The organism is Dietzia sp. PP-33 (assembly GCF_033790845.1).
GTDB lineage: Bacteria > Actinomycetota > Actinomycetes > Mycobacteriales > Mycobacteriaceae > Dietzia.
The window spans coordinates 349,213-372,934 of record NZ_JAMYEI010000002.1; the positions used below are offsets into that span (position 1 = coordinate 349,213).

The 23,722-nt window shown below is 71.7% G+C and carries 24 protein-coding genes and 1 riboswitch; of the genes, 10 read left to right on the plus strand and 14 right to left on the minus strand.

Annotation, left to right across the window (positions count from 1 at the left end; genetic code table 11):
* Nucleotides 1-73 precede the first annotated feature (73 nt).
* The 3 genes from NJE57_RS05765 to NJE57_RS05775 are packed head-to-tail and all read right to left on the minus strand — an operon-like array spanning nucleotide 74 to nucleotide 3,374.
* Nucleotides 74-784 carry a histidine phosphatase family protein gene (locus tag NJE57_RS05765; RefSeq protein ID WP_319027445.1) on the minus strand — a complete coding sequence of 237 codons (711 nt, stop codon included), beginning with the start codon at nucleotides 782-784 and terminating at the stop codon, nucleotides 74-76.
* Complete coding sequence (locus NJE57_RS05770; protein WP_319027446.1) at nucleotides 784-2,082, minus strand: phosphotransferase family protein; 1,299 nt, start codon at nucleotides 2,080-2,082, stop codon at nucleotides 784-786. Before NJE57_RS05770 ends, NJE57_RS05765 begins: the two co-directional genes overlap by 1 nt.
* On the minus strand, nucleotides 2,079-3,374 hold the full coding sequence (locus NJE57_RS05775; RefSeq protein WP_319027447.1) for an acyl-CoA dehydrogenase family protein: 1,296 nt from the start codon (nucleotides 3,372-3,374) through the stop codon (nucleotides 2,079-2,081). The genes NJE57_RS05770 and NJE57_RS05775 overlap by 4 nt, the downstream gene beginning before the upstream one ends.
* 81 nt (nucleotides 3,375-3,455) lie before the next feature.
* Between NJE57_RS05775 and NJE57_RS05780 the strand changes: the two genes are divergently transcribed.
* Nucleotides 3,456-4,457: a glucosyl-3-phosphoglycerate synthase gene (locus NJE57_RS05780; protein WP_319027448.1), complete on the plus strand. Its 1,002-nt coding sequence runs from the start codon at nucleotides 3,456-3,458 to the stop codon at nucleotides 4,455-4,457.
* Here NJE57_RS05780 and NJE57_RS05785 read toward each other — a convergent pair.
* The 4 genes from NJE57_RS05785 to NJE57_RS05800 form a co-directional block, all read right to left on the minus strand.
* Nucleotides 4,436-5,335 carry a cytochrome c biogenesis CcdA family protein gene (locus NJE57_RS05785; protein WP_319027449.1) on the minus strand — a complete coding sequence of 300 codons (900 nt, stop codon included), beginning with the start codon at nucleotides 5,333-5,335 and terminating at the stop codon, nucleotides 4,436-4,438. The genes NJE57_RS05780 and NJE57_RS05785 overlap by 22 nt on opposite strands.
* 10 nt (nucleotides 5,336-5,345) lie before the next feature.
* Entirely contained in the window at nucleotides 5,346-6,086 is a 741-nt protein-coding gene (locus tag NJE57_RS05790; RefSeq protein WP_319027450.1) for a DsbA family protein, read from the minus strand.
* 96 nt (nucleotides 6,087-6,182) lie between these two features.
* Nucleotides 6,183-7,082: a M48 family metalloprotease gene (locus NJE57_RS05795; RefSeq protein WP_319027451.1), complete on the minus strand. Its 900-nt coding sequence runs from the start codon at nucleotides 7,080-7,082 to the stop codon at nucleotides 6,183-6,185.
* Nucleotides 7,082-7,525, minus strand: a complete 444-nt coding sequence (locus NJE57_RS05800; protein ID WP_319027452.1) for a BlaI/MecI/CopY family transcriptional regulator — start codon at nucleotides 7,523-7,525, stop codon at nucleotides 7,082-7,084. The genes NJE57_RS05795 and NJE57_RS05800 overlap by 1 nt, the downstream gene beginning before the upstream one ends.
* A gap of 72 nt (nucleotides 7,526-7,597) precedes the next feature.
* Here NJE57_RS05800 and NJE57_RS05805 point away from each other — a divergent pair, with 72 nt between their 5' ends.
* Complete coding sequence (locus NJE57_RS05805; protein ID WP_319027453.1) at nucleotides 7,598-8,167, plus strand: hypothetical protein; 570 nt, start codon at nucleotides 7,598-7,600, stop codon at nucleotides 8,165-8,167.
* On the opposite strand, the gene NJE57_RS05810 is transcribed toward NJE57_RS05805, so the two are convergent.
* Nucleotides 8,142-8,774, minus strand: a complete 633-nt coding sequence (locus NJE57_RS05810; protein WP_319027454.1) for a class I SAM-dependent methyltransferase — start codon at nucleotides 8,772-8,774, stop codon at nucleotides 8,142-8,144. The two genes, NJE57_RS05805 and NJE57_RS05810, sit on opposite strands and share 26 nt — an antisense overlap.
* A gap of 77 nt (nucleotides 8,775-8,851) precedes the next feature.
* On the opposite strand from NJE57_RS05810, the gene NJE57_RS05815 reads away from it, so the two are divergent.
* From NJE57_RS05815 to NJE57_RS05825, 3 genes are all read left to right on the plus strand, one after another.
* A complete protein-coding gene (locus NJE57_RS05815) occupies nucleotides 8,852-9,523 on the plus strand; it encodes a PIG-L deacetylase family protein (protein WP_319027455.1) in 672 nt (223 codons plus the stop codon).
* 97 nt (nucleotides 9,524-9,620) lie between these two features.
* On the plus strand, nucleotides 9,621-10,232 hold the full coding sequence (locus tag NJE57_RS05820) for a class I SAM-dependent methyltransferase (RefSeq protein WP_319027456.1): 612 nt from the start codon (nucleotides 9,621-9,623) through the stop codon (nucleotides 10,230-10,232).
* A 137-nt stretch (nucleotides 10,233-10,369) separates the two neighbouring features.
* Complete coding sequence (locus tag NJE57_RS05825) at nucleotides 10,370-11,623, plus strand: MFS transporter (protein WP_319027532.1); 1,254 nt, start codon at nucleotides 10,370-10,372, stop codon at nucleotides 11,621-11,623.
* 183 nt (nucleotides 11,624-11,806) lie between these two features.
* Here the strand turns inward: NJE57_RS05825 and NJE57_RS05830 are convergent, their stop codons facing one another.
* Together NJE57_RS05830 and NJE57_RS05835 are read right to left on the minus strand one after the other, a co-directional pair.
* Entirely contained in the window at nucleotides 11,807-12,541 is a 735-nt protein-coding gene (locus NJE57_RS05830) for a nicotinamide mononucleotide transporter family protein (RefSeq protein WP_319027457.1), read from the minus strand.
* Nucleotides 12,542-12,636: 95 nt separating this feature from the next.
* Nucleotides 12,637-12,792, minus strand: a riboswitch (FMN riboswitch).
* A 96-nt stretch (nucleotides 12,793-12,888) separates the two neighbouring features.
* Nucleotides 12,889-13,386 carry a Rieske (2Fe-2S) protein gene (locus NJE57_RS05835; protein ID WP_319027458.1) on the minus strand — a complete coding sequence of 166 codons (498 nt, stop codon included), beginning with the start codon at nucleotides 13,384-13,386 and terminating at the stop codon, nucleotides 12,889-12,891.
* A gap of 45 nt (nucleotides 13,387-13,431) precedes the next feature.
* Here NJE57_RS05835 and NJE57_RS05840 point away from each other — a divergent pair, with 45 nt between their 5' ends.
* Nucleotides 13,432-14,592, plus strand: coding sequence for a pyridoxal phosphate-dependent aminotransferase (locus tag NJE57_RS05840; RefSeq protein ID WP_319027459.1), 1,161 nt, complete (start codon nucleotides 13,432-13,434; stop codon nucleotides 14,590-14,592).
* Between the two features lie 110 nt (nucleotides 14,593-14,702).
* Nucleotides 14,703-16,529, plus strand: coding sequence for an acyl-CoA dehydrogenase (locus NJE57_RS05845; RefSeq protein ID WP_319027460.1), 1,827 nt, complete (start codon nucleotides 14,703-14,705; stop codon nucleotides 16,527-16,529).
* 180 nt (nucleotides 16,530-16,709) lie between these two features.
* Here NJE57_RS05845 and NJE57_RS05850 read toward each other — a convergent pair whose 3' ends face one another.
* The 3 genes from NJE57_RS05850 to NJE57_RS05860 form a co-directional block, all read right to left on the minus strand.
* Complete coding sequence (locus NJE57_RS05850) at nucleotides 16,710-17,675, minus strand: NADPH:quinone oxidoreductase family protein (protein ID WP_319027461.1); 966 nt, start codon at nucleotides 17,673-17,675, stop codon at nucleotides 16,710-16,712.
* Nucleotides 17,676-17,753: 78 nt separating this feature from the next.
* Nucleotides 17,754-18,191, minus strand: a complete 438-nt coding sequence (locus tag NJE57_RS05855) for a hypothetical protein (protein WP_319027462.1) — start codon at nucleotides 18,189-18,191, stop codon at nucleotides 17,754-17,756.
* Between the two features lie 81 nt (nucleotides 18,192-18,272).
* Nucleotides 18,273-18,935 (minus strand): NAD(P)H-binding protein, encoded by a 663-nt coding sequence (locus NJE57_RS05860; protein ID WP_319027463.1) that lies wholly within the window; start codon nucleotides 18,933-18,935, stop codon nucleotides 18,273-18,275.
* A gap of 184 nt (nucleotides 18,936-19,119) precedes the next feature.
* Here NJE57_RS05860 and NJE57_RS05865 point away from each other — a divergent pair, with 184 nt between their 5' ends.
* The 3 genes from NJE57_RS05865 (at nucleotide 19,120) to NJE57_RS05875 (ending at nucleotide 23,040) form a co-directional block, all read left to right on the plus strand.
* The gene (locus NJE57_RS05865) at nucleotides 19,120-20,394 is read left to right on the plus strand and encodes a L,D-transpeptidase (protein WP_319027464.1); all 1,275 of its coding nucleotides are present in this window, start codon (nucleotides 19,120-19,122) and stop codon (nucleotides 20,392-20,394) included.
* Between the two features lie 187 nt (nucleotides 20,395-20,581).
* The gene (locus NJE57_RS05870) at nucleotides 20,582-21,940 is read left to right on the plus strand and encodes a hemolysin family protein (RefSeq protein WP_319027465.1); all 1,359 of its coding nucleotides are present in this window, start codon (nucleotides 20,582-20,584) and stop codon (nucleotides 21,938-21,940) included.
* Entirely contained in the window at nucleotides 21,937-23,040 is a 1,104-nt protein-coding gene (locus tag NJE57_RS05875; protein ID WP_319027466.1) for a hemolysin family protein, read from the plus strand. The genes NJE57_RS05870 and NJE57_RS05875 overlap by 4 nt, the downstream gene beginning before the upstream one ends.
* A gap of 18 nt (nucleotides 23,041-23,058) precedes the next feature.
* Here NJE57_RS05875 and NJE57_RS05880 read toward each other — a convergent pair whose 3' ends face one another.
* Nucleotides 23,059-23,601, minus strand: coding sequence for a DUF4112 domain-containing protein (locus NJE57_RS05880; protein ID WP_319027467.1), 543 nt, complete (start codon nucleotides 23,599-23,601; stop codon nucleotides 23,059-23,061).
* Nucleotides 23,602-23,722 lie beyond the last annotated feature (121 nt).

A 23,722-nucleotide genomic window follows, 5' to 3' on the forward strand; every position in this document is an offset into this window, starting at 1 on the left:
TCCGGCCACTACAGTCGTACGATACGGCCGTCGGCCGACCCCCGATGCCACCTCGAGGCGATCGGACCCCGCGTCATCTCAGGGTGATCAGCGCGCGCGGGTCCTCCGGCCCGGCGGCCCTCTCCAGGTGTTGGTGCTCGTTGACGGCGATGCAGGTCATTCCGCCGCGGCCCACCACGACACGCGCCACCCCGGTGTTCACCGTGACGCGCTGGAGGCGGCTCCACAGCCCCACCACGCCCTCCGGGTCGGCGAGCAACTCCGCGACCGCCAACGAGATGGTCCCCGCCGAGCTCACCACGACCGTCGTCCGGCCCGACCCGGACCGGGCCGCGGCGTCCGCGATCGCCGAGTTCGTCGTCGTCACATAGTCCTGGAACGCCTCGAGTCCCGCCCAGTGGCCGAGCGCGGCATCGAGCTGACGTTGGAACTCCTGTTTGGCCTCGTCGGAGGAGCCGGCCGAGTCGAGGGTGCCGTGATCGGCGGTCACACCGGCCACCCGCGCGGCGGTGAGCACCTCGTCGGCGTCGTACTCGGCCCAGCGATCGTCACACTCGACGGGGCAGTCCCAGCCGGCCCCGTCCCGCAGGCCCTCGAGCAGGCCCTCCGCGGTCTCCCGCTGGCGCCGGAGACCGCCGTGGACCACCACGTCGGGCCGGAGTCCGCGGGCCGCCATGTCCTGACCGGTGAGCCGGGCCTGCAGGTGGCCGGTCTCGGAGAGCCGGTCGTAGTCGCCGGAGCCGAACGACGCCTGGCCGTGGCGCACGAGGTGGATCGCGCCCATCAGTTCTTCCGGCCCGGTCGGGGCAGGCCACCCAGGACCTCACCGACGCGACCCCGGACGTCGTGCACCCCACCGGCCAGCAGTGGGAGGACGACCCTGGGCACCGCGAGCAGTTCCGGAACCACGTCGCGCGGGGCCATCCGCGTCGGCGTCAACCGGCCGTCACCGGTGCGGATGATGCGCAGACAGCGTTGCTCGAGGAACCCCACGGCCGGCCGGAACGCACGGAACGCGGGGTTGGTGGTCTGGCCGTGGAAGTAGCGGTGGTTGATCTGCTGGGCGATCACCGCGAGGCGGAACAACCCGAAGACCTCGTAGAAGCGCCAACCGTCCTGGTCGATCTCCAACCCCGACCGCTGCGAGTACCGCTCGACCACCTGACGTCGGGTGAGCATCCCGGGCGCGTGCGTGGGCTGACGGCGAAACGCCCTGAACACCGGGCCGTCGTCGTCCTCGACCCAGTAGGCCAGTGCGCCCCCCAGATCCATGAGCGGGTCGCCGACCGTGGCCATCTCCCAGTCCAGGACGCCGATCACCGACGTGATGTCGCGGGGATCCAGCACGAGGTTGTCGAACCGGAAGTCGTTGTGGATCAGGCAGTGGCCCACGTCCTCCGGCTGGTTTGCGGCCAGCCACTTCATCACCGGGGCGAAGTCGGGCACGTCGGGGGTCCGGGCGCGGCGGTAGCGGGCGGACCACCCCTCGACCTGTCGACGTACGTATCCCTCACCGCGGTCGAGGTCGCCCAGTCCGGCGGCCTCGACGTCCACGGCGTGCAGCTCCACCAGCGCGTCGACCGCCCGCTCGGACAGTCGGCGGGTGGTGACCACGTCCGCGCGCAGTTCCCGGGGGAGCTCCTTGCGCAGGATCGTCCCCTCGAGCCTTTCCATCACGTAGAAATCGGAACCGATCACCGACTGGTCGTCACAGAACCCGACCATGCGGGGCACCAGCGGGTAGACCGGGCGCAACGCCGACTGGACGCGGTACTCGCGCTTCATGTCGTGGGCACCGCGGGCCTTGGTGCCTGCCGGTGGGCGTCGCAGCACCAGGTCCACACCCGGATAGCGCAGCACGTAGGTGAGGTTGGACGCGCCCCCGGAGAACTGGCTGACCTCCGGGATGACCGGCTCGTCGTCGCTGCCCAGATCCACCCCCGCCAGGACGGTGGGGTCGTCGGGGGCGACCGACCGCAGCCAGGCGGCCACTGCTCCGACGTCGAAGGCGTCCTCCGCGCGCACCGCACCCGCGCCGGGGATACGACGGCTCAGCGGTGAGGCCCCGTCGGGCCTGGTCATCGCGCACCACCAGTGGTGGCACCGGCGGAGGAGCCGGCGGCCGCCGCGTCGCGGTACGGCGCGAGCATCGCGCGGGCGACCACCCCCAGGTGCACCTCGTCGGGACCGTCGGCCAGGCGCAGCGAGCGCGCGGTGGCGTAGGCGCCGGCGAGCGGGAAATCGTCACTCATCCCACCGCCACCGTGCAGTTGCAGGGACATGTCGATCACCTGCTGGGCCATCCGGGGCACCGCGGCCTTGATGGCGCTCACCTCGACCGCGGCCTGGCCCTCCGTGTCGAGCTTCCACGCGGCGTGGAGCACCAGCAGTCGGGCCTGATCGATCGCGATCCGGGCCTCCGCGAGCCGCTCCCGGTTGCCGCCCAGGTTGACGATGGGTTTACCGAAGGCCACGCGACCCGAGGCGCGACGGCAGGCCAGGTCCAGCGCCATCTCGGACAGTCCGATCAGGCGCATGCAGTGGTGGACGCGTCCCGGTCCGAGCCGACCCTGGGCGATCTCGGCGGCCTTGCCCGGACCGGAGATGATGGCGGACACCGGCAGCCGCACGCCTTCCAGGGTCACCTCACCGTGACCGAGCGGCTCGTCGTAGACCCCCTGGGCGGTGAGCATGCGCTCGACGCGGACCCCGGGGGCGTCCATCGGCACCAGCACCATCGAGTGCCGCAGGTAACGGTGTGCGTCCGGATCGGACACACCCATGAAGATGCCGACCTTGCAGTCCGGGTGACCGACGCCCGTGGACCACCACTTGCGGCCGTCGAGCACCACCTCGTCGCCCTCGACCCGGGCGGTGGCGGCCATGGTGGAGGCGTCGGAGGAGGCCACCTCCGGCTCGGTCATGAGAAAGGCGCTGCGGATCCTCCCGTCGAGCAGCGGGTCCAGCCAGCGGTCCTTCTGCTCCTGCGAGCCGTACTTAAGCAGGACCTCCATGTTCCCGGTGTCCGGGGCGTTGCAGTTGAACACCAGCGGGGCGAGGAAGGAGCGGCCCATCTCCTCCGCCACCGGCGCGTAGTCGCTGTTGCTCAGCCCGGTCCCGCCGTGGGTCCCGTAGCGCTCGGCGTAGGGGCCCTCGTGCCCGGCGGGCAGGAAGAGGTTCCACAGCCCCTGCTCGCGGGCGCGAGCCTGCAACTCACCTACCCGCGGGTCGACGGCCCACGGGTCCTCGCCGGCCAGGCGCCGACGGGCGATGTCGGCGTGGATCCCGGGCTCGACGGGGACGATGTGAGTGTCGATGAACTCACGGACCGCCGCGGTGAGTTCGGCGGCGCGGGGGGAGGGGGAGAAATCCATAGTGTGCATCGTGGCACACCAGGGTGAACGGGTTCGTCCCACGGCGACGCCCATACGCGCACCTCTGGCAGGATCGCGGGCGTGACCGAGAACGCGCGTACCCCGCTGGTGGACCGGGTCGACCCGATCCGGGACTGGTCAGCGCGACGCACCTACGTCGCCGGGGATTTCCGCGCCGAGGACCTGGTCGCCGCCAAGAACGGCCGCCGGGTGTCGGTGGTGCTGCCCGCCCGGAACGAGGAGTCCACGGTCGGCGTGATCGTCTCGGCCCTGCGGGCCGAGCTCGTGGAGCGGGTGCCGTTGATCGACGAACTCGTGGTGATCGACTCCCACAGCACCGACGACACGGCGGGGCGGGCCCGTGCGGCCGGCGCCCGCGTCGTGGCACAGGGGGACGTGCTGCCCGCACTGGGCGACGTCCCGGGCAAGGGCGAGGCCCTGTGGAAGTCGCTCGCCGCGACGGACGGCGACGTGGTGGCCTTTCTGGACTCCGACCTGCGCGACTTCGACCCGGCGTTCGCGACCGGCCTGCTGGGGCCGCTGCTCACCGAGCCCGGAGTGGTGTTCTGCAAGGGTGCCTACGAACGCCCGCTCGACGACGGGCGCACCGTCCTGCCGGCCGGCGGGGGCCGGGTGACCGAGCTCGTCGCACGGCCGCTGCTGGCCACCTACTGGCCCGCGCTGGCCGGGTTCGTGCAACCGCTCGCCGGCGAGTACGCGGGGACGCGTCAGGCGCTGGAGTCGATCCCCTTCGCCGGGGCCTACGGGGTGGACATCGGGATCCTGGTGGACCTGTTCGAATCCCACGGCCTCGACGCACTCGCCCAGGTGGACCTGGGCAGGCGCACCCATCGCCACTCCCCCGACTCCGCGCTGGCCGTGATGGCGATGCACCAGCATCTCGCGGTACTCGAGCGGCTGCGACGTCACGGCAGGGCCCCGGACACCCACCCACCGGGCGACACCCTCACCCTGCACCGGCGGGGTCCGGACGGCGGGTTCCGCGCCGAGACCGTCGAGGTCTCCCCCGGCGAGCGGCCCCCGATGTGCGAGGTGCGGGCTCAGCTCCGGGCCGGTTCCTGACCCGCCGGGCGGCTCTGGTCCCGCGTCTGACCCTCCCGCGCCCGACTGCCAGGAGCGCGGCGCCGATCGCGCAGCACCCACCCGGCGAGGACCAGGGCGGCCAGGGCCAGCGCCGCCACGAGGAACCACAGATCGTCCACCCCGGCGACCCAGCGTTCGACGGCGAGTTGAATTTCGAACTGCTCGTCGACCCCCATCAGCGAGCCGAGCGCCGCGGTGCCGTCGGTGAGTACGAACAGCAGCCCCACCGCGACGAACAACGACCCGGCGATGACCGAGGTGGTGTGGGTGCGGATCGGCCCCAGGGTGAGCTCGCGACCCCGGAGCACCCGGCGGCGCGACACGCCCAGCGAGTCCCATGCCAGGGCGAGAATCGCGAGCGGGACCACCACCCCGATCGCGTAGGCGCCCATGACCGCGGCGCCGTAGGCGGGCGACCCCCCGGCCATCGCCAAGGTCAGCACCCCTCCGAGCAGCGGGCCGGAACAGAACCCTGCGAAGCCGTAGAGCGCGCCCAGCACCAGCACCGACAGCGGGCCGCTGCCGGTGACACGGGAGGAGGCGTCCGACAGGCCGGGGAGCCAGTAGCCGCCCCCGAGGGCGGTGTAGACACCCAGGACGACGACGACGAGGCCGCCGATCAGCGTAACGGTCCCGCGATGGACGGTGAACAGCGAGCCGATCGCCCCCATCCCCGCCCCGAGCGGGACCAGGACCACCGCGAGCCCGAGCAGGAACAACCCGGTGCGGGCGACGATCATCCGGCGGGTGCCGAAGGCGTAGGCGAAGAAGGCCGGCAGCAGCAGCGCCGAGCAGGGGCTGAGAATACTCAGCACGCCGCCGAGAAAGCCCCCGACGAGCCCGATCTGTTCTGTCATCCGCGCCCACTCACCCGTCCAGCGAGTTGTCGATGACAGTGCGGAACGTCTCGACGGAGCGGGCGCCGACGATCCCCGTCCCGTTGATGAGGAATGTCGGGGTGGAGGTCGCGCCCAGCGCGGTGGCCGCCTGGTAGTCCGCTCGGATGGCCTCGTCGTACTTGTCGCTGGTCATGTCCGCGCGGAAACGGTCGAGGTCGACGATCCCGGCCTCGGCCGCGTAACCCACAAGTTCCTCCTCGCCGAGATCCGGATGACCACGGTCGGGGGCGTCGGCGAACACGACCTCGGTGAACTCCCAGAACCTGCCCTGGTCCGCGGCGGCGCGCCCGGCCCGGGCGGCCATCATCGACTCTTTCCCGAAGATCGGCAGGTCAACCCACTCGATCCGCAGATCGCCGCCGTCGACATACTTCTCGATCAGCGCCGGTTCCACCTCCCGGGAGAACTTCGCGCAGAACGGGCAGCGGAAGTCCGAGTACATGATCATCACGACCGGAGCGTCCACCGGGCCCATCGCCATCGGGTCCCCCTCCTCGAATCGCGCGATGCCTTCCATGGACTCAGGTCCGGGGGCCTGCTCGGGACTGGTCTGACGCTCGTCGGACACCGCCGCGGAGCCGGTGGCGGACCCGGCCGCGGGTTGATCGCCGCCGGTCACACCCCGGGCGAGGAGGATGGCGACCAGGACGATGAGCAGAGTCACCACGACGGACAACGCGATGACCGGAAGGCTCGGACGACGGGACAAGGGTGAACTCCTACGGGCTGATCGAGGACCTGGACCTGCCCGCGACCGGGCGACTTTCTACTACGTTACATAGTAGAAAGGCTCGGGGCCGCGCAGTCAACCGGCCAGGGTCGGACACCACGTGAGGACGGCGGTCGTCGCGGCCGCCGCGACGACCGCCGCCGGCGAGACCGCGTGCACCAGTGCGACCGCGGAATCCCTGGCCCTCGCAGGGCCCGCCGCCAGCGCGGCCACACGACCGGCCGGGGCGCCCAGCTCCGTGAGAGCGCCTCGCACGGCCGCAGGCCCACCCATGACGCGCCCCGCGCGGCGGTCCGCGACCAGTTCGACGAGTACGGACACCTCGGCCGCGGCCCGACGGAGCAGGGGCACGGACGAGAACGCGGCGCGCAGAGCAGCCGCAGCGGCGACCGCGACATGGTGCCGCCCTCTGAGGTGGGCGATCTCGTGCGAGAGGACCGCCCGGCGGCGTTCCTCTGCCATGTCCCACAGCGCGGTGGAGGCGACGACCGTTCCCGTCGACCAGACCCCGGGCAGCGCGTACGCCACGGGTTCATCGTCGGCGATCCACCACACCCGGACCCCCTCCACGTGGTCGGTGGCCTCGACGAGCGAACTCAGCACGCCGGCGTGCTCCCGGGCCGAGCGCCGGGCCCGGGACAACGCCGCCCCGACCACCGCCACCGCCGAGAACACCCCGGCCAGTGCCAGGGCCACGGCGACGCCGCGCGTGGCGGCCGGCCAGCCCCCGCCGACCGCCGGGTCGAACACCGCCGCGCACGCGGTGACCGCGGCGGCGGTGGGGGCGAACCCCCTGAGCGGTTGCACGTGCATCACGACCGGGGCGGCGACCAGCATCGCGAGAAAGACGACGCCGGTGCCGATCCAGGCGCCCAGTGCAACGGCCGGCCTCGCAGCCGCGTCCACCGCACGGCGCAGGTAGGCCGGCCCGCCGGCCCCCACCACCAGTGCGGCCACCAGCAACCCGACCCCCATCAGGCGCCGGCCCCGCCGCGCCGCAGTCGGGCGGTGATCCTGCGCAGCACGCTCGCCTCCTCCGGGTCGAGCCCGCCCCCCTCGCGGGTGGCGAAGTGCAGCAGGAGCTTCTCGGCGTCCCCGCTCCCCCGGAGCAACTCGCCGAGGGCGTCGGCACCGAAGTCCTCGCGACTGCGCGCCGGCCGGTAGCGGTATCCCCGCCCCACCTTCTCGCGGGACACCGCACCCTTGTCGTAGAGATGCGCCAGGACCGTCATCACCGTCGTGTAGGCCAGTGGCCGGGTCCGCGATAGCAGGTCGGTCACCTGCCGGACGGACAGGTCGTCCGAGCGGTCCACAGCACCCGCGTCGACCGCATCGCCCGCGCCTGCCGCACACTCGTCCCACAGCAACTCGAGGACCGCGGTCTCGAGCTCGCCGAGCCCGGGCAGCGTACGAGCCATCGGACGGCCCCCTCCGTGTCGATTGTCCAGGGCGGGTGGCGGATACCCCGCCGGTATGGTGACCATGGTGGCATGAGCGCCCCTCCACCCGCCGCACCGACCGACCCCGATTCGACCGGCCCCACACCGAGCGATCCCTCGGAGACCACCGACCCCGCTGTGTTCGCGCCGGTCCGCTCAGCGGTCGCCGCCGTGGGGACCTTACTGCTGATCGGCATCCCCACGGACATCCTGCCCAACCCGCTGTTCGGCCGGGAGATACCGGTGCGCTGGTGGGAGTACCCGGTGCTCGCCGCGACCGTGCTGCTCACGGCGGCGTGGTTCGGCATCAGGTCCGCGCGCGAGGCGGGCACCGCGTCCCGTGTCGGCAGCGACCGGCCCGAACGCCCCGCACTCGTCACGGTCGGCGTCTTCACTGCATGGTTCGCGGTGGCGTGCCCCGTGTGCAACAAGATCGTGTTGCTCCTGCTGGGGACAACCGGCGCGCTCGGGGTGTGGGCCCCGCTCCAGCCGTGGCTCGCCGCACTCTCACTGGCGCTGCTCACCGGGGCCGTGGTCTACCGCTGGCGGGCCCGCCCCTGCGGGGACGGTGCGTGTGCGGTGGGCGGCCGTCCCGCTATCGTCGGCGCGCCGACCCGCTGAGCATCGGCGTCAGCGGCAGCACCGGCGGGAACGGCCGACGTCTGAGGCCGGAGACGTCGAACCCCGCCTCCGCCAGGCTCGCGCCGGTCTCCCGGTTCGGCTGACACCCTCCGCCCACCCGGCTCCACACGGGGGCGATCCGGTCGGCCACGCGGCCCAGCAGCCCCACGGCCCGGACGTGCTCCAGCAGACGCAGCTCCCCGTCCGGTGCCAGGACACGGCGGGCCTCGGCCAGGGCCGCCGGGACGTCGGGGACGGTGCACAGGACGAGTCCGAACACCACGGCGTCGGCCTCGCCGTCGGCGAGCGGGAGGGATTCCGCCACGGCGTCCACGACATCGACGTGGACCCTCGCGTGTTCCGCGTACCGGTGCGCGTGCGCGCGCAGGTGGGGGTCCGGCTCGACCGCCACGACCCTGGTCACCCCGGGCGGATAGTGCTCGAAGGTGATGCCGCTGCCCGCGCCCACCTCCACCACGGTGCCCGACAGGCCTCCGACCAGTCGTCGTCGCGATTTCTCGAGACCGAGGCGATCGAGCACGGGACCGGCGACCACCCAGGCGCGGGCGAAGAGAGAGACATCCGTCCGATCGCGTCGCATATCCATGAGAAGATACGGTACCGGGTATTCATCCGACCCGGGACGCGAACGCACCGATGGACCGCGAGGGAGAGGCGCCGACGATGATCGAGACGAACAGCCTGCCGAGGTGGGACCGGGTGCTGGCCGTGGTCGCGCACCCCGACGACGAATCGTTCGGCCTGGGAGCCGTGCTCTCGGGTTTCACCGCCGCCGGCGCGGACGTCGACGTCCTCTGCCTGACCCGCGGCGAGGCCTCCACCCTGCACGGCGTCGAGGGCGAGCTGTCCCGGCTCCGCGAACTCGAACTGCGGGCGGCCGCAGACGCGCTGGGCGCCCGGTGGGTCACCCTGCGGGACCTCCCCGACGGCGGCCTGGCAGGTCTCGACCCGGCCGTGCTCGACGACGAGGTCGAGCACGCGATGGAGCAGACCCGGCCCGACGGGCTCGTCGTCTTCGACTCCACCGGCATCAGCGGCCACCCCGATCACGTGGCCGCGACCGCGGCCGCCGTCCGCGTGGCCGAGCGCCACGAGGTGCCCGTCCTGGCGTGGACCCTCTCCGACGACATCTGCGGCACCCTGTCCGGCGAGGGCCACGCCGGGTTCCTCGGCCGACCCGACGAGGAGATCGACCTGGCACTCACCGTCGACCGCACCGCGCAGCGGGTCGCCGTGGAGTGCCACCCCAGCCAGGCCGTCCCGGGCAGCGTGCTGTGGAGGAGACTGGAGCTGCAGGGCCATACTGAACACCTCCGGTGGCTCCGCCGGCCCTAGGCTGCCGCGGCCACCCCGGTCCGGCACGTCCGAACCCGACCCCGGAGCCGACCCCGACACCACCAGCACATCGCCAGCACCGAAAGGACCACCGCCCGTGGACGCCTCCGACTGGAACGCCCGCTACCTCGCCCAGCCCGATGCGTGGGGCACCACCCCGGCCGCGCGGATCGTCGCCGAGGTCACGGGCGCCGAGGACGCCGGTCTGCCCGTGGACACCGCCGTCGACCTGGCCTGCGGCGACGGCCGGCACGCCCGGTGGCTGGCCGCGCACGGGTGGCAGGTCTCGGCGGTCGACTTCTCGGAAGTGGCCATCGAGCAGGCCCGGGCCAAGGACTCCGACGACGGTCGCAGCGGCAGCGTCGACTGGGTGGTCGGCGACGCCACCACCTGGTCACCGACCGACTCCGTGGACCTCGTCGTCATCGGGTTCCTCCACCTCGACCCGGACAGCCTCACCCGCGTCCTGCGGAACGCGGGCGGATGGCTGCGGCCCGGTGGGCACCTGGTCTACCTCGGACACGCCGCCGAGAACCTGCGCCGCGGCGTCGGCGGCCCGCAGGACCCGACCGTGCTCCCCGGGATCACCGACCTGGCCCGCGGCGCGGAGGGACTCGAGGTGGTCTCGCTGCGCCACGACCTGAGACCGGCCGGAAAGGCGACCGCGGTCGACGTGCTGCTGCACGCCAGATCCTGGGTCGACAGGTGAACCGGGAGCGCGGGGCACCCCGACCCGTTCCCACGACCCCCGGGCCGGGCGGATCCTCCGGCACCGCGGGCGCGACCGCACCTCCGGAACCCGTCGCCGAGGGTCTCGATCGGGCCCAGCGGCGCGTCCTCGTCGTCCTGGTACTGGGCCAGTTGCTCGCCGGTGCGGGGCTGGCCGCCGGCGTGACCGTGGGTGCGCTGCTCGCCGAGGACCTGCTCGGCGGTCCCGGACTGTCCGGCCTGCCGTCCGCCCTGTTCACCGGCGGCTCCGCGCTGGCCGCGATCGCCGTGGGCAGGCTCTCGCAGGCGCGGGGCCGGCGCCCGGGACTGGCCGCGGGCTTCGCTTTCGGCGCACTCGGCGCGGTCGGGATCGTGGCGGCCACCGCCCTGGAGTCGCTGCCGCTGCTGTTCGCGGCCTTCGTGGTCTACGGCTCCGGCACGGCCACCAATCTGCAGGCCCGCTACGCGGGCGCCGACCTCGCGACGCCCGAGCGCCGCGGCCGGGCACTGTCCTACGTACTCCTGGGCACCACGGCGGGGGCCGTCGCCGGGCCCAACCTCGTGGGGCCGACGGGCGTGGTCGCCGAGTCCGTGGGCCTGGCGCCGCTGGCCGGACCGTTCCTCCTCGCAGCGGTGGCCTACGGCGGGGCCGCGCTCGTCATCTCCCTGTTCCTGCGGCCCGATCCCCTGCTCGAGGCGCGTCGCCGGGAGGGTGCGGCCGTGGGCGCGGCGGCCACCTCGTCGTCGTCGGCGTCATCGTCGGCCTTGTCCGCCGACGGCACCCACTCGGACCCCGGAATGACCGCCCCCACGCCGCCCGCCCCCGCCCGTGTGTGGACGGGGGAGGTGCTCACCGGCGTCGCGGTGATGGCGCTGACGCAGTTCGTCATGGTCGGGCTCATGACCATGACGCCGGTCCACATGCGCGCCCACGACCACGCCGTCACCGTGGTGGGGCTGGTGATCTCGCTGCACGTGGCCGCCATGTTCCTGCCCGCGCCGCTGTCCGGCTTCCTGGTGGACAAGTTCGGCACACGCCGCGTCGCCGTCTCCGCGGGACTGGTGCTGCTGTTGGCCGGGGGGCTCGCCGCGCTCGCCCCGCCGGAGTCGACGCTGCTGGTCTCGGCCGCGCTGATCCTGCTGGGGCTGGGCTGGAGCCTGGGGCTGGTGTCCGGCACGACCGTGCTCACTACGTCCGTGCCGACGTCGGTCCGCGCCACCGTCCAGGGTCAGGCCGACGTGGCCGTGGCGCTCTCCGGGGCCGCGGGCGGGCTGCTCTCTGGCCTGGTGTTCGCGTGGATCGACTTCCGCGGGCTCGGCTTCACGCTCGCCGCACTGTCGCTGATCGTCGTGGCCGCGGTACGGCCGCGTCGGGCGCGCACCCCGGCGTAGGGCCGGCTCCGGCGGGCGGTCAGCGCGCGCCCGACGCGGCAGCGCCTCCGCGCGCACCCGTCGAGTGGTCACAAATGGGCCTGTCCGCCGCCGGCGACCTCGGGATACCTGAACGGGATCGGCCACTCGGCGAGGAACGCTCGGCGGGCAGCGCCCGGCTCAGACCCGGACCGGCCGCCGGGGTTAGCCCACAGCCAGGTGTTCCGACCGCTGCCCGCTGGACGACGCCTCGGCCCGCGCGGCCAGGTCCACGCGCCGCCACACCACGAAGCCCCAGATGACGAACGCCCCGTACACCAGGTACAACGCCGCCGACGGGTAGTACCCGGCCTTGAGCAGCAGCGGCACGCCCACGATGTCGACGCCGATCCACAGGAGCCAGAATTCGGTCCACCCGCGGGCCATACCGTAGGTGGCCAGGATCGATCCGGTGAAGATCCACGCGTCCGCCCACGGGCCCCACGAGCCGAGCAGGGAGAAGATCCAACCGAAGACGAGGGTGCCGACGAGCATCCCGACGACGAGTCCCGCCCGCTGCCGGCCGGTGGCCCAGTGCGGACGGACCGCGACCGCCTCGATCCCCGCCTGCCCGGACCCGATCTCCCCCACCAGCGCCGCGTTGAGCCGCTTGTCCCGCGACCACCGCCACCACCCGTAGAGTCCGACCGCCAGGAACATGACCTGCCGGCCGGCCTGTCCGTACAGGTCCACGTCCTGCGGGGTGTGGAAGACGCCGCCGAGGAAGACGGTCAGCAGGGTCAGGTTGCCGACGATCCCGACCGGCCAGGCCCACACGACGCGGCGCATGCCGCCGATCGCGGCGGCCAGGCCGAAGACGTTGCCGACGATCTCGCGCCACAGGATCGGGACTCCGCCGATCATCAACTGCGCGTCGAGGAATTCCACGAGAAGGCTCATCGTGTGCCCCTTTCACGGGCTCAACACAGACGGCCCAGGGCTTGTGCCACGCCACCCACGGAGTGCACGGCCGAGCCGGGAACGCGCGGGAGACGCGATGTTCTCTTCCATCCGGACTATGACCGTCGGCCCCGGGATCACACCGGGTCTGCTGACCCCCACGGATGCGGGGCGCTCGCGGGCTCGCCGCCGGCCATGGGACCGGTGACATCACCGCCGGTGGGGAGTTTCACCCCGCCCTGAGAACGTGTTCTCATCTTTACTCCGGCGGCCGCGCCTTCGCAAGTCGCACCGAAAGTCACTCCCGCCCCTCGTGAAGAGGGGCGGGTCGCCGGGCGAGGCGCGGGTCAGCCGATCGTCAGCCGGCCGTTCGCCTCGGTCACCGGCACCACGTCGAGCGGGCGTGGGGCCGGGGCCAGGGTGTTCCTGCCGTCGGTGGCGTCGTACTCGGCTCCGTGGAGCGGACACCGCAGACTCATGCCCTCGACCACCTGGACGGTCCCGCCCTGGTGGGTGCAGCGGGCCGAGTAGGCGACGAACTCGCCTTCCGTCGGTTGCGCGACGATCACGGTCGCGTCCCCCGACCTGACCTGCTTGGCCGTCCCGACCGGCACGTCGGCGGCGGGGAGCGTGGTGGCCTGGACCTCGGTGGTCTGCTGCACGGTGGACGGCGGCTGCGCGGGCTCGGTCATCCCGCACGCCGAGGCGATCCCCGGCAGCAGGATGATCCCGGGGATGGCGGCCAGGATCGTGCGGCGCTGGGTGCACGGTCCGATGGTGCGCGACGGGCCGGCCGCGGTGACTGACCCGGTGGTGGACGAGGCGGCGGCGAGGGGCTCGGTCATGGAGTCCATCGTATCGGTCTCCACCGGCCGACCTAGGCTGCCTGCATGACCGTCCGCCGCCTCGCGCCCTACGCCACGACGATCTTCTCCGAGGTCTCCCAGCTCGCCGTGCGGTTCGAGGCCGTCAACCTGGGGCAGGGCTTCCCGGACACCGACGGTCCGGCGTCCATGATCGAGGCCGCCGCGCGCGCCATGCGCGAGGGCCACAACCAGTACCCGCCCGGGACGGGGGTGCCCGAACTGCGTCGGGCGATCGTCGCCCACGAGACCGAGCACACCGGTCTGGTCCACGACCCGGACACCGAGGTGTTGGTCACCGTCGGCGCCACGGAGGCGATCGCCGGTGCGGTGGTGGGCCTGGTGGAGCCCGACGACGAGGTGGTCGTGATCGAGCCGTACTACGACTCCTACGCCGCCACCGTCGCGATGGCCGGCGCCACCCGTCGCGCGGCGAGGATGGTCCGCTCGGGCGACACCTTCCGCCTCGATGTGGACTCCCTGCGGGCGGCCTTCTCCCCGCGGACCCGGGCCGTGCTGGTCAACACCCCGCACAACCCCACCGGGGCGGTGCTGCCGCGCGAGGACCTCGAGGAGATGGCGGCGCTCTGCCACGAGTTCGACGCCATCGCGATCTCGGACGAGGTGTACGAGCACCTGACGTTCGACGGGCACGAACACGTCTCGATCGCCACCCTGCCCGGGATGGCCGACCGGACGCTGCGCATCTCCAGCGCGGGCAAGATGCTCAACTGCACGGGCTGGAAGGTCGGGTGGGTGACCGGGCCGTCCGACCTGGTCGCAGGCGTGCGGACCGCCAAGCAGTACATGAGTTTCACCGGCGGCACGCCACTCCAACTGGGTGTGGCGCACGCCCTGCGACACGAGGGCGAGTGGATCCGGGCCCTGAGTGCGCAGATGCAGGACCGGCGGGACCACCTCGTGGAGATCCTCACGGGCGTCGGGCTGGACCTCGCCGTCACACAGGGGACCTACTTCCTCACCGCGGATCCGCGCCCTCTCGGGGTCACCGACGCCGCCTCCTGGTGCCTGGAACTGCCCGAGAAGATCGGGGTGGCCGCGGTGCCGTTCGCGCCGTTCACCGACACCTACTCGGACGAGTGGTCGCACCTGGTGCGGTTCGCGTTCTGCAAGCGACCAGAGGTCCTCGCCGAGGCCGGGCGGAGACTCGGGGGGCTCGCGGACTGACAGTTAACGGAGCGCACTCCGAATTGGTTCGCGTGAGCGGGTCCCAGGATCTACCGTTGGTCCCTGGCGCGCCCGTCGGCCCGCCGATCCACCGACGAGGAGTCCTCCGAGTGTCCCACTACCGCAGCAACCCGCGTGACCTGGAATTCGTCCTGTTCGATCTGTTCGGTCTGGACGAGATCCTGGAACGAGACGACACCGAGCTCGACGGCGAGACGGTCCGTACCATGCTGACCGAGGCCGCCGCCCTCGCCGAGGGGCCGGTCGCCGCGTCGTTCTCCGTGGCCGACCGCAACCCGCCGGTGTTCGATCCCGAGACGCACGAGGTCACCCTCCCGCCGGAGTACGTCGCCTCGGTGCGGGCGTGGCAGGACGGCGGCTGGGGCCTGGTCGGCGTGGACCCCGCTGTCGGCGGTGTGGCCGCGCCCAGAGTGGTGACCTGGGCGATCACGGAGTTCCTCCTGGGCGCCAACCCGTCGATCTTCATGTACCTGTCCGGCCCGCTGTTCGCCGAGATCATGCACACGATCGGCAATGAACAGCAGCAGAAGTGGGCCAAGCAGGTCATCGAGCGCAACCACGGCTCGTCGATGATGCTCACCGAGGCCGAGGTGGGCTCGGACGTGGGCGCCGTGCGCGCCAAGGCGATCGAGCAGCCCGACGGCACGTGGCACATCGAGGGCACCAAGCGGTTCATCACCGGCGCGGACTCAGGCCAGATGTTCGAGAACATCTGGCACCAGGTGCTCGCGCGACCGGAGGGCGCCGGCCCCGGCACCAAGGGGCTGAGCTACTTCCTGGTGCCCAAGTTCATGCCCGACCCCGAGACCGCCGCGCCGGGTGAGCGCAACGGCGTGTACGTGACCGGCATCGAGAAGAAGATGGGTCTGGCCGCCTCCGCCACGTGTGAGGTGGCGTTCGGCGCGCACGGCCGACCCGCCGTCGGCTTCCTCGCCGGCGACTCCCACCTGGGCATCAAGCAGATGTTCAAGACCATCGAGGCCGCGCGCATGATGGTGGGGACCAAGGCCATCTCCACGCTGTCCACCGGGTATCTGAACGCGCTGGAGTTCGCCCGCGAGCGGGTGCAGGGCAACGACATGGCCGATGCCGGAAAGCCCGACGCGTCCAAGGTCACGGTCATCCACCACCCCGACGTGCGCCGTTCGCTGCTCACACAGAAGGCGTACGCGGAGGGACTGCGGGCGGTGTACCTCTACGCCGCCGCGCACCAGGACATCGTGGCCGCCGAGGTGGTCTCCGGGGCCGGGCCCGAGCTGGCGCACACGGTCAACGACCTGCTGCTGCCGATCGTCAAGGGCGTCGGGTCCGAGCGCGCCTACCAGTGCCTGGCGGAGTCCCTGCAGTGCTTCGGCGGGTCCGGATACCTCAAGGACTACCCCGTCGAGCAGTACATCCGCGACGCCAAGATCGACTCCCTGTACGAGGGCACCACGGCGATCCAGGCCCAGGACTTCTTCTTCCGCAAGATCATCCGGGACGGCGGGACCGCGCTCGGGCACGTGGCCGCGCAGATCCACCGCACCGTCGACGAGACCGGGCCCGCCGAGCTCGAGACCGCGCGCGCAGCGGTGGCGGGCGCCCTGGGGGACGTCGAGTCCATGGTCGGCACTCTCACCGAGCACCTGATGTCCGCCCAGGAGGACCCGGAGAAGCTGTACCTCATCGGGCTCGGTGCGGTCCCCCTGCTCATGGCCGTCGGCGACCTCATGGTGGGCTGGATGCTGCTGCGTGAGGCGGGCGTCGCGCTGGAGAAGCTGCCGGAGTCGACCGGCGACGACCACGACTTCTACACCGGCAAGATCACCGTGGCGAACTTCTTCGCCCGCGCACACCTGCCCCAGGTCAGCGCCGCGCGGGCGACCATCGAGTCCCTGGATCTCGACGTCATGCAGATGCCCGAGGGCGCCTTCTAGACCGGAGCCGACCGGCCCCACCCCACCCCGGTTGGCGGACACCCGCCGCCGGTTGGCGGACACCGCCCCCGCGTTCAGCGGGCAGAACTGGCGGATCGCACCGCGAAATCCTGCGAGATGTCCGCCAACCGGGGGTGCGTGTCCGCCAGGTCGGCTGGGATGTACGCCGGGCGGCCGGGGTCAGCGGCCGTGAGTGAGGACGATCTTGCCCACCGCGCCGCGGCCGTCCATGAGGTTCAGCGCCTCGGCGGCCTTCTCCAGCGGGAGCTCGACACCCACCAGCGGGTCGAGCTTCCCGGCGGCCAGCAGCGGCTCGACCTCGGCCCACTGCTTCTGCAGGTAACCGGGGTTGCTCATCCAGTACTCACCCCAGCCCACTCCCACGGCGCTCTTGTTGCCCAGTAGCAGGCGGTTGACCTTGACCGTGGGGATCTCGCCGCCGGTGAAGCCGATCACGAGGATCCGCCCCTCCTGGCCGAGGCAGCGGATGGAGTCGGTGAACCGGTCACCGCCCACGGGGTCGACGACGATGTCGACCCCCTTCCCACCGGTGAGCTCCTTCACCGCGTCCTTGAAGCTCTCGGGCGCGATGGCGTCGCTCGCACCGGCCTTCAGCGCCAGATCCCGCTTCTCGTCGGTGGAGGCGACCGCGATGACACGAGCCCCCAGCGCGGTGGCGAACTGGGTGGCGGCGATCCCGATGCCGCCGCCCGCACCGTGCACGAGGACCGTCTCCCCGGGCTGCAGTCGACCGCGGTGGGCCAGCGCGAAGTGCACGGTGAGGACGTTCATCGGGATCGACGCACCCTGGGCGAAGGTCATCGAGTCGGGCAACCGGAACACCTGGGCGGGGTCGGTGGAGACCACCTCGGCGAATCCGCCGAGGCCGGGAAACGCGCAGACCCGGTCGCCGGCGGCGAAACCCGAGCCCTCGGGGGCGGAGCGGACCACCCCGGCGACCTCCGAGCCGGGAACGAAGGGCAGCGGGGGCGACATCTGGTACTTCCCCCGGGTCTGGAGCACCTCGGGGAACGTCACCCCCGAGGCGTGGACGTCGATGAGGACCGCTCCCGGCTCCGGCTCCGGAAGGTCGACCACCTCGAGGGCGTCGGGACCGTCATGGGATGAGATGTGGATAGCGCGCATGACCCCATAGTGTCAGCCCACCCGCCCCGACGCGGCGTGACAGGGCCCGCCGCGCAGCACCTCCGACCGGGCCGTGTCTCAGGCCGCTCCGGCGATGTCGGCTCGGCGCCGGAATCTCCGCCGCCCGAGGAGGTGCAGGGCCAGCCCCACCGCCACCACGACCTGCCCGATCTGGAACGCCAGCGCCATCACGATGAACTCCCGCCCGAACGTGGTGGGCAGGACCAGCAGGACCGCGCAGATGACGAGCAGCGCCACCGTGAGGATCTGGCCCCCGGCCAGCAACCGGCGCGGGGTGGTGACGAGGCGGCCGCGGGCGAGCAACAGTACCGAGTTGAGGGCCACCAGCAGACACACCGGGACACCGATCTGCGCTGGGAAGAGGAACAGGATCGCGAACAACGGGTGCGCGCTGAGGGTGACGGTCCCCGTGATCAGGAACTGCGGGACGGCCCAGAAGGCGGTGAGAAGGGCGCAGGACACGGTTATCCACGAGCCGCCCACCAGGATCCGCACCCGTCGAGGATAGCCGTGCCATCCCCGGGTAGGGGGCGTGCCCACCACGGAGTCGACGACCGGTGGCGGGTCACGGGTAGATCACTCCCTGGTCAGGGCCTCCCCGATCGGGGTCTGCCCGTCGGAGAACTCGATGGTCCGGCCGACCGTGTCCGGCCTGCGCAGGACCGCTGCCACGACGGCGGCCACGACGTCCCGGCTCGTGGCCCGGTCCTCACGCTTGTCGTCGCCCACGCCGATCGTCTCCCCGCCGGGTTCATCGGTGAGCATGCCCGGTCCGAGGATGGTCCACTGCAGGTCCGAGTCCCGCAGGTGCGCGTCTGCAGCGGCCTTGGCCTCGGCGTACGGGTAGAACGAACTGTCCTCGGGCACCCCGTGGTCCGGTCCGGCTCCGTCATAGGAGATCATCACGAACCGCTCGACACCCTCCTTCGAGGACGCGTCCATCGACCGGATCGCCGCGTCCCGGTCGACCGCGTAGGTGCGCTCCGCGCTACCCCCGCCGGCGCCCGCGGCCCAGACCACCGAGCCACTTCCGCGCAGTACCTCTCCCAGGCCCTCCACGTCGAGTTCCTCGACGTCCGCGACAATGGGACTCGCGCCCGTCTCACGGATGTCATCGGCCTGTTCCTCCCTGCGGATGACCGAGTTCACCTGGGCGCCCGCCTCCGTCAGGATCCGGGCGGCGCGGAGAGCGACCTTGCCGTGGCCGCCGATGATGGTCACTGGACGATCGATACTCATGACCTCCGTTGTACCCGTCAGGTGCGAGTCGTGTGGGGCGGGAACCCGCACCCTGACGGTCACAACTCCGCAACGACACGCCCCCGGAGCCCGTGTGGGTTCGTGTCGTGTCGGACCCCCCGGGCATCATGAGCCCATAAGCCGGTGTTCACCGGTAACCCTCAGTTCTGCCTCGGAGTCACGCATGCCCCTGTCCGAATCCGGAACCAGCGCGTCCGGAACCACTACGCGCTCGGCGGCACTGGTCCCCCTCGCCCTTCTCGCCGGACTGCTCGCCCTCCTCCTGACCGCGACCGCGTGCACCATCCCCGTCCCGACCGGTTCGGCGGGAGAGACCACCCCGTCCGAGACCTCTGAGGCGCCGGCACCCGCCGCGCTCCGGGTCACCCCTGCCCACGGCGCGACGGAGGTGGCCGTGGTGGACGGCGTGCGGGCCGTGGTGGAGAACGGCTCCCTCACCGACGTGGTGCTCACCAACGACGCCGGCGAGGAGATCGACGGCGAGCTGTCGCGGGACGCCTCCACCTGGGAGCCCTCGGTGACCCTCGGCTACGGGCGCACCTACACCCTGGACATCACCTACGAGGGCCGGGCCGATGGTCCGACGACCGACACGCGCACGTTCACCATGGCCGAACCCCAGGCCATCCTCAGTCCCACCCTGGTCTCCTCGGGCGGGGGTGCACTGGAATCGAACCGTGACTACGGCGTCGGCATCATCGTGGCCGCCAGATTCGACCAGGCCGTCGCGGACCGCGAGGCCGTCGAGGAGCACATGAGTGTCACGACGGAGCCCGCGGTCGAGGGCAACTGGTTCTGGGTCGACGAGTCGACCGCGCACTGGCGGCCGCGCGACTACTACGCGCCCGGCACCCGGGTGCAGGTGGAGGTGGACACCGAGGGCAGGAACCTCGGTGGCGGCCAGTGGGGCGGAGAGGGCGCGGAGGTCGACTTCACGATCGGGGACCGCCGGGTCGCCATCGCGGACGACGCGACGAAGACGGTCTCGGTGTTCCACAACCAGGAGCTGGTCAAGACCATGCCCACGTCGATGGGCAAGGGCGGCTGGGCCAATTACAACGGCGTGAGCATGCACTTCTGGACGCAACCGGGCACGTACACGGTCCTCGACAAGGCGGGGTCGGTGCTCATGGACTCCTCGACCTACGGGCTGCCGGTGTCCGCCGGCTACCGGCTGACCGTCGACGACGCGGTGCGGATCTCCAACGACGGGATCTACTTCCACGCCCTCGCCTCCTCCGTGTGGGCGCAGGGCAACACCAACGTCTCGCACGGGTGTCTCAATCTGTCCCCGGAGGACGCATCCTGGTACTTCGACCAGGCGGTGGCCGGGGACATCGTGGAGGTCCGCAATACCGGGGGGCCGGACCTCCAGGTCTGGCAGAACGGCGACTGGTCGGTGCCGTGGAGCACCTGGCAGCAGGGTTCCGCCGGGTAGGACCCGCCCACCACACACAGACCGCGGACGGGGAGTCGACAATTCCCCCGATGAGCGGGACAATCGACAGTCAACCCGGGCACCGACCCGTGACCCACCCCGACGAAAGCGCAGGAGCACCTCCAGTGAGCCGAGCCGATACACCGGCCCGATCTATCAGCCCCCTTCTCGGAAGGGGGAACACCGGATGAGCATCGCGCTCTCGTTACTGATCGGCGTCGTGGTGGTCCTGGCCATCACCGCGCTCACGGGCTACTTCGTGGCCCAGGAATTCGCGTTCATGGCCGTCGACCGCTCCCGGATGGGGGCCGCGGCGGAGAAGGGCGACCCGGCCGCGGCCCGGGTACTCGGCGTGACCAGGCGGACATCCTTCATGCTCTCGGGCGCCCAGCTCGGGATCACCGTCACGACACTGGTCGTCGGGTACGTCGCCGAACCCCTCATCGGCCGCTCGATCGGGGAACTCCTCGGGATGGCCTCCGTGCCGCAGGCGGTGGGTGTGGTCGTCGGCACGGTCCTGGCGCTGCTCTTCTCGACGGTCGTGCAGATGATCTTCGGCGAGCTGGTGCCCAAGAACCTCGCGATCGCCAAGCCCGAGCCGGTGGCCCGCTGGCTGGCCCGCTCCACCACGATCTACCTCGGACTGTTCGGCTGGCTGATCGGCTTGTTCGACAAGGCGTCCGAGGCACTCCTCAAGGCGGTCGGCATCGAACCGGTGCACGACAAGGAGCACTCCGCCACCGCCCGCGACCTCGAACACATCGTGGCCGAGTCCGGCGAGACCGGTGAGCTGTCCCCGGAGCTGAGCCGCCTGCTGGACCGCATGCTCGACTTCCCCGGTCAACCCGCCGAACACGCCATGATCCCGCGCTCGCGCACCGATGTCGTCCGCGCCGAGGACACGGTGGACGAGGTCCTGACGAAGATGGCCACCGGCCACACCCGCTACCCGGTCGTCGGCGACGACTCCGACGACGTGATCGGCATCGTGGACCTGCACGACCTGCTCTCCGTGAGTGACCACGAGCACGCCCATCTCACGGCGGTGTCCACCCTGATGCGGGCGCCGATAGTCGTGCCCGCCTCCCTTCCCCTTCCGGACGTGGCCGCCCGCCTGAGCGCCGAGGAGTCCGAGATGGCGGTGGTGGTCGACGAGTACGGCGGCTTCGCCGGCGTCGTCACCATGGAGGACATGGCCGAGGAGATCGTCGGCGAGATCGCGGACGAGCACGACCCCCAACTCGCCGCCGGAACGCCTGTCAGCGAGGGGCTGGGCTGGCTGCTCGCGGGTGACACCCACCTCGACGAGGTGGAGCGGTTGCTCGAGATCACCCTCCCCGAGGTGGACTCCGAGACCCTCGGCGGCCTCGTGATCGAGACCACCGGCGACCTGCCCGAGGTCGGCGACTGCGTCGACATCCCCCTCCCCGACACGGACGTCCTCGAAGAGATATCCGCCGACCGGGTCCTCAGGACCGAGGTACGCCGGATCGAACGACGTGTGCCGGCTGAACTGCACGTCGTGGTCGAGGAGGCCACACGATGAACCCCACCACATCCCTGCTCGCCGCCGAGGCCGGATCGGGCCTCATGAGCAACCCGCTGGTCGTCGTGGTCGCCACGATCCTGCTCATCGCGGCGTCCGCGTTCTTCGTGGCCGTCGAGTTCTCCCTCATCTCCGCGCGGCGCCACCGTCTCGAGGACGCCGCGGCCTCCAGTGCCGCGGCCCGGGCCGCACTGCGCAACGCGTCCGAACTCACGCTGCTGCTCGCGGGTTCCCAGCTCGGGATCACGCTGTGCGCCCTGGCGCTGGGCTCCGTCACCAAACCCGCCGTTCACCACTGGCTCACCCCGGTGTTCGCCGGGTGGGGCCTGCCCTACTGGACCGCGGACGTCATCGCGTTCATCCTCGCCCTGCTCATCGTGACCTTCCTGCATCTCGTGGTGGGCGAGATGGCACCGAAGTCGTGGTCCATCACGCACCCGGAGTACTCGGCCACGCTGCTGGCCATCCCGATGCGGGCCTTCCTCTGGCTCACCCGCCCGCTGCTGGTGATGCTCAACACCATGGCCAACCGGATCCTCCATCGTCTCGGTGTGGAGACCCGCGACGAGGTGGCCTCCGGCCAGGACGCCGACTCCCTGCGTGAGCTCGTGCGCCACTCCGGCGAGGCCGGCACCCTCGACGACACCCACCACCGCCAGCTGCTCAACGCACTGGAGCTGCAGGAGCTCACCGTGGGCGACCTGCTGGGCGAGCGCGGGGTGGACACGCCCGCCGCCCCGGACGAGATGTCGGCGGTCAGCGTGGACGCCTCGCCGGAGGAGATCCGCGAGACGGCGCGCCGGACCGGCCACCTGCGTCTGCTCGTGATCGAGGGCGACACCGCGGTGGGCGTGGTGCACGCACGGGACTCGATCGACGTCCGGTCGGCCGCCACGGCACGCGAACTCATGCGGCCGAGCCTGTCCCTCGAACACGACCTCTCGGTGGCCGAGGCGTTCCGCAGGATGCGCGAGGCACGGGCCCACCTCGTCGTCGTCGAGAAATCCGGTGGACACCCGGGCACCCACGTCTCGGAGGTCAGGGGCGTCCTGACGCTGGACGACGTGGTCCGGCGCCTCCTGCCGGTCACCACCGTCTAGCGCGGCGAGGGGCCGGGGTCAGAACAGGCCGATCACCCGGAGCAGCCCCCACAACGCCAACCCCGCCATGCCGAGCAATAGCAACAACATCAGGCCCACGGCGCCGACCGCCCGCAGCAGGTAGCCGCGGGCGTCGGTGTCGACGCGCCGCCCCTCGGCGATGGTCCGGTCCACCAGCCGGAGGTTCTTGGACGTGGCCTTGTGCGCGACGTCGGCCACATCACCCACGAAGGGGATCACGCCCAACACCGCGTCCACCAGGTAGTTCCACCCCATCAGGAACAGGATGTGCACCGGCACCCGGTTCCGCACGGCCTCGGCGAGGACCGCGGCGGCCACCACCGTCCCCACCGCGTCGCCCACGATCGGCACCAGCCCGATGACCGGGTCCAGGCCCACGCGGTACCGGGTGCCCGGCACACGGACCAGATCGTCCATCACACGCGCCAGGCCGGAGGTGACGGGGGACGGTCCGGTCCGCATCACTGCGGGCCCGCTCCGCCCCGCGGTCACGGGATCCGGCACCGGGTCCGGCACCGGGCCGGAACGACTACTGGTCATGGGGGCCGAGCCTACGCAGCCGGGGGCGCCGCGCCACCGCCGGCCGGCGGCGCCCCGGGTGGCATCCGTCCCTGACCGGGCGGCGCCCGAGACCGCGGCGGGCAGGGCTATCCGAGAGGTC

Bases quoted from the DNA above. Each gene is read 5' to 3' on its own strand.
- NJE57_RS05765 (WP_319027445.1), bottom strand. From the start codon at position 784: ATGGGCGCGATCCACCTCGTGCGCCACGGCCAGGCGTCGTTCGGCTCC.
- NJE57_RS05770 (WP_319027446.1), bottom strand. From the start codon at position 2,082: ATGACCAGGCCCGACGGGGCCTCACCGCTGAGCCGTCGTATCCCCGGC.
- NJE57_RS05775 (WP_319027447.1), bottom strand. From the start codon at position 3,374: ATGGATTTCTCCCCCTCCCCCCGCGCCGCCGAACTCACCGCGGCGGTC.
- NJE57_RS05785 (WP_319027449.1), bottom strand. From the start codon at position 5,335: ATGACAGAACAGATCGGGCTCGTCGGGGGCTTTCTCGGCGGCGTGCTG.
- NJE57_RS05795 (WP_319027451.1), bottom strand. From the start codon at position 7,082: ATGGGGGTCGGGTTGCTGGTGGCCGCACTGGTGGTGGGGGCCGGCGGG.
- NJE57_RS05800 (WP_319027452.1), bottom strand. From the start codon at position 7,525: ATGGCTCGTACGCTGCCCGGGCTCGGCGAGCTCGAGACCGCGGTCCTC.
- NJE57_RS05805 (WP_319027453.1), top strand. From the start codon at position 7,598: ATGAGCGCCCCTCCACCCGCCGCACCGACCGACCCCGATTCGACCGGC.
- NJE57_RS05810 (WP_319027454.1), bottom strand. From the start codon at position 8,774: ATGGATATGCGACGCGATCGGACGGATGTCTCTCTCTTCGCCCGCGCC.
- NJE57_RS05815 (WP_319027455.1), top strand. From the start codon at position 8,852: ATGATCGAGACGAACAGCCTGCCGAGGTGGGACCGGGTGCTGGCCGTG.
- NJE57_RS05830 (WP_319027457.1), bottom strand. From the start codon at position 12,541: ATGAGCCTTCTCGTGGAATTCCTCGACGCGCAGTTGATGATCGGCGGA.
- NJE57_RS05835 (WP_319027458.1), bottom strand. From the start codon at position 13,386: ATGACCGAGCCCCTCGCCGCCGCCTCGTCCACCACCGGGTCAGTCACC.
- NJE57_RS05840 (WP_319027459.1), top strand. From the start codon at position 13,432: ATGACCGTCCGCCGCCTCGCGCCCTACGCCACGACGATCTTCTCCGAG.
- NJE57_RS05850 (WP_319027461.1), bottom strand. From the start codon at position 17,675: ATGCGCGCTATCCACATCTCATCCCATGACGGTCCCGACGCCCTCGAG.
- NJE57_RS05860 (WP_319027463.1), bottom strand. From the start codon at position 18,935: ATGAGTATCGATCGTCCAGTGACCATCATCGGCGGCCACGGCAAGGTC.
- NJE57_RS05865 (WP_319027464.1), top strand. From the start codon at position 19,120: ATGCCCCTGTCCGAATCCGGAACCAGCGCGTCCGGAACCACTACGCGC.
- NJE57_RS05870 (WP_319027465.1), top strand. From the start codon at position 20,582: ATGAGCATCGCGCTCTCGTTACTGATCGGCGTCGTGGTGGTCCTGGCC.
- NJE57_RS05875 (WP_319027466.1), top strand. From the start codon at position 21,937: ATGAACCCCACCACATCCCTGCTCGCCGCCGAGGCCGGATCGGGCCTC.
- NJE57_RS05880 (WP_319027467.1), bottom strand. From the start codon at position 23,601: ATGACCAGTAGTCGTTCCGGCCCGGTGCCGGACCCGGTGCCGGATCCC.